Annotated in this window: 3 protein-coding genes and 1 pseudogene; 2 read left to right on the top strand and 2 right to left on the bottom strand. The window is 64.8% G+C overall.

What is annotated here, in order from left to right:
- Nucleotides 1-293: 293 nt before the first annotated feature.
- Nucleotides 294-2,054: pseudogene (locus tag B2527_RS07740) on the top strand (S8 family peptidase); the annotation flags it as partial.
- 6 nt (nt 2,055-2,060) lie between these two features.
- Complete coding sequence (locus tag B2527_RS07735; RefSeq protein WP_293707664.1) at nt 2,061-2,408, top strand: proprotein convertase P-domain-containing protein; 348 nt, start codon at nt 2,061-2,063, stop codon at nt 2,406-2,408.
- A 62-nt stretch (nt 2,409-2,470) separates the two neighbouring features.
- On the opposite strand, the gene ybaK is transcribed toward B2527_RS07735, so the two are convergent.
- The gene (ybaK, locus tag B2527_RS07730) at nt 2,471-2,947 is read right to left on the bottom strand and encodes a Cys-tRNA(Pro) deacylase (RefSeq protein ID WP_293707609.1); all 477 of its coding nucleotides are present in this window, start codon (nt 2,945-2,947) and stop codon (nt 2,471-2,473) included.
- Complete coding sequence (locus tag B2527_RS07725) at nt 2,947-3,432, bottom strand: asparaginase domain-containing protein (protein ID WP_293707662.1); 486 nt, start codon at nt 3,430-3,432, stop codon at nt 2,947-2,949. The genes ybaK and B2527_RS07725 overlap by 1 nt, the downstream gene beginning before the upstream one ends.
- Between the last annotated feature and the right edge of the window lie 251 nt (nt 3,433-3,683).

The following is a 3,683-nucleotide window of genomic DNA, read 5'->3' as shown; positions in this document are numbered from 1 at the left end:
CCGAGCCATGCTCGGCAAGACCTTCCCGAAGCCAGAAATCCCCGCACCACCCCAAGGAAATCACCACCCAATCCGCACGCCACCCCGACCATCAAAGGCGCTGGCAGCAACACCAACCCGCGTTCAAAAACCGATAACAGCAGCCGCATGACCGCCGTAGCGTAGAGCCACAGACCGTAAGCATGCGGAAACAAGCAGCTACCCGGTCCGGCAGGCAAGCCACGACGCGCTCGCAACACCGGCAATGCAAAGAGCGCACAGGCCACGTTCCCACTACGCGCAAGGCCAGAACCATGACCTCAATTCAATCCCAGCCCATGCCGCGCCGCTCCAGCCTTCTGGCGGGGGCAGCGTCTTTGGCAATTCTGCTTGTGGCGGTGCCGGCGCATGCCGCAGACGTGCACCTGGCCGGCCTGGAACAAGCCGCCAGCCATCAGCGCTTCATTGTCAGATACCGGCAGCTCGGCGATGCCGAGGAAACGGGCGCCGGGTTGCGCAGAACCCTCGCCAGCGCTGCTGCTTCACTCCCGGCAGGTGGCAGGCTGGCTGCGACCGCAACGGTGCAACGGCTCGCCATCGGTGCGGAGCTGCTGCGTTTGAGCTCGCCGCTGGGACGCATGGACAGTGAGCGGCTGATGCGCAGATTGGCGATGGACCCGGCTATCGACTATGTGGAAGTGGATCGCCGCTTCACACTTCATGCAATTCCTGACGACCCACGCTTCACCGACCAGTGGGCGTACACCGGCAACTACGGCATACGCGCCGCGCAGGCCTGGGATCATGCCGACGGTGCCGGGGTCGTGGTGGCGGTACTGGATACCGGGGTTGCCGCGCACAGTGACCTGGATGCCAATCTGTTGCCTGGCCATGATTTCATCAGTGACCCGGCCATGGCCAATGATGGCGATGGCCGTGATGGCGATGCCCGTGATCCCGGGGACTGGGTGGCCGCGAACCAATGCGGCGGCAGCCATGCCGCACAGGCCTCCAGTTGGCATGGCACGCACGTGGCAGGCACAGTGGCAGCGGTGAGCAACAATGCGCGCGGGGTTGCGGGCACGGCGCCGGGGGCACGTGTCGTGCCGGTACGGGTACTGGGCCGCTGCGGTGGCTATCTGTCGGACATCGCCGATGCGATTGTCTGGGCGGCAGGGGGCGTTGTCGCCGACGCGCCGGCCAACCCGCATCCGGCCGAGGTCATCAATCTCAGTCTTGGCGGCTCCGGCGCATGCGGACCTACCTTCCAGGAGGCCATCAACAGCGCGGTGGCCCGTGGCACCACCGTGGTGGTGGCTGCCGGCAATGACAACGTCAACGTCGCCAATGCAGCGCCGGCCAACTGTGCCAACGTGATTGCCGTCGGTGCCAGCGACAGTGCCGGCAGGCGCGCCATCTGGAGCAGCAGCCAGCAATCGAATTTTGGCCCGGCGGTGGATATGGCCGCGCCTGGCAGCAACATCGTTTCCACCCTCAACAGCGGTCGCAAGGAGCCGTCCGTGGAAAGCTACGGCTACTACGGTGGCACGTCGATGGCAGCGCCGCATGTGGCAGGTGTGGTGGCGCTGGTACAGCAGGTGAGCGACACCGTGCTGACACCTGCACAGGTCAAGGCGCTGCTGAAGCAGACTGCCACGGCCTTCCCTGCGGTGCCGGACAGGGAAATCGGCGTCGGCATCGTCAACGCACAGGCCGCGGTGGCCATGGCGATGGGCGAGGCGCCGCCACCGGCGCCCGAGCCCGAACCGGATGCGGTGCTCACCAACGGGGTGGCGTTGACCGGGCTGGCGGGCAGCAAGGGGCGCAACCGCTATTACACGGTGCAGCTGCCAAACGGTGCCTCCAACCTGCTGATCAGCATCAGCGGCGGCAGTGGTGATGCGGATCTTTACGTGCGCGCGGGCACCCGGCCCACCAGCAGCGCGTTTGACTGCCGTCCCTTCCGGGGTGGCAACGGTGAGAGCTGCAGTTTCCCGGCGCCTGTTCCGGGCCTGTACCACGTGATGCTCACCGCTTATGGGAGCTATGCAGGTCTCAGTCTGAAAGCCAGCTGGGGCCTGGTGCCAGCCCAGACCTATCGCAGCGGTGAAGGCGTGGATATTGCCGACAACGCCACGGTGGAGAGCAGGATCGAAGTGAGCGGGCGCAGCGCCAACGCACCTGCTGCTACCCCGGTGAACGTTGATATCAGCCATGGTTGGCGCGGGGACCTGAAGGTGGAGCTGGTGGCGCCCGATGGCAGCGCCTACCTGCTGAGCAACTATGAAGGCGGCAGCGCCGACGACATCAAGCAGACCTTCGAGGTGGATCTGTCCAGGGAGGCCTTGAATGGCAGCTGGACGCTGCGCGTGCACGACAAGGCCAGCGGCGACACCGGTCGGCTCAATGGCTGGTCGATAACATTCTGAGTGGCGTTGCGCTGCCGCGACGGTGGGCAGGCGCGGTAACGCCAGTCGTCGTTGAACGGGGCTCAGTCTTCGCAGATATCGGCGCAGCTGGCCTGCAGGAAACGCAGCGCATCGGCGGGGGATAGATCCAGCAGCAGTCCGCGCTGGCCAGCATTGATGTACAGCGTGTCGTGCTGCTGTGCGCTGCTGGCGAACACCACCTTGGCCGGCCGTTGCTGTGCGAACGGACTGATGCCGCCGACCTTGTAACCACTGCGCTTCTCAGCCTCGGCCACTTCCATCATCTGCCCGTGCTTGCCGCCACATTGGGCGGCAAGTTTTTTCAACGACAGACGCTGGTCGGACGGGATCACCGCGATCAACGGCTGCTTGTCGACCCAGGCCATCAGGGTCTTGAACATACGGGTCGGGGTGATACCCAGCGCCTGCGCGGCGGCCAGGCCTTTGCTGTCGACATCGGCCGAGTAGTCATAGGCATGCAGGCCATGGCTGATGCCGGCCTTGTCCAACGCAGCGGTGGCGCGGGTGCTTTTGGCCATTACACGGATTCGAAGCGATTGGCGTCCACGTTCTTGCGGACCTTTTCCGGGTTCCAGATGCGGCCGTTCATGGCGATATACACACCTTCCGGCAGCGACTGCACTGCACCGATGGCACAACCGATGTTGAACTCGGCATCCGAGCCGCGGAAGCGGGCCGGGCTGAGTGCGCCGGTCATCACGATGGTCTTGCCGGGGATGGTGGCCAGCACCTTGCCGGTGGCGACCATCGAATCGGTACCGTGGGTGACCAGCACGTGGCGGGTGGGCTGGGCGGCGATGGTGGCGCGGATCAGTTCGCGGTCGTCATCGGTGATATGCAGTGAATCCTTGCGCAGGATCGGAATGACGTTGAAGCGGAAGGTGACGCCCAACTCGCGCAGGATCATGCCGATCTGCGGGTCGCCGATCTGGTAGTCGGACTTGTCGTCGAAGTAGATCTTGTCGATGGTGCCACCGGTGGTGACGATCAGGAGTTCTTCCATCATTGCGGTAAATCCTTGCGGTGACTGCCAGCGGCCACGGCCGCGATGCTGCGAATGATAATGCCGCAGGCAGCGCCGGACCACGTCTGCGGGTAGTGCCGAGTCCTGCTTGGCAGGGAGCCGCATGAGGTGGTCTCTACAGTAGTGCCGAGCCATGCTCGGCAGGAGGGCTCATGTAGTGCCGAGCCATGCTCGGCAGGGGGGCTCATGTAGTGCCGAGCCATGCTCGGCAGGGGGGCTCATGTAGTGCC

It is taken from the genome of Stenotrophomonas sp. UBA7606 (assembly GCF_002477705.1).
Lineage (GTDB): Bacteria > Pseudomonadota > Gammaproteobacteria > Xanthomonadales > Xanthomonadaceae > Stenotrophomonas.
This window is presented reverse-complemented; position numbering and strand designations above follow the sequence as displayed.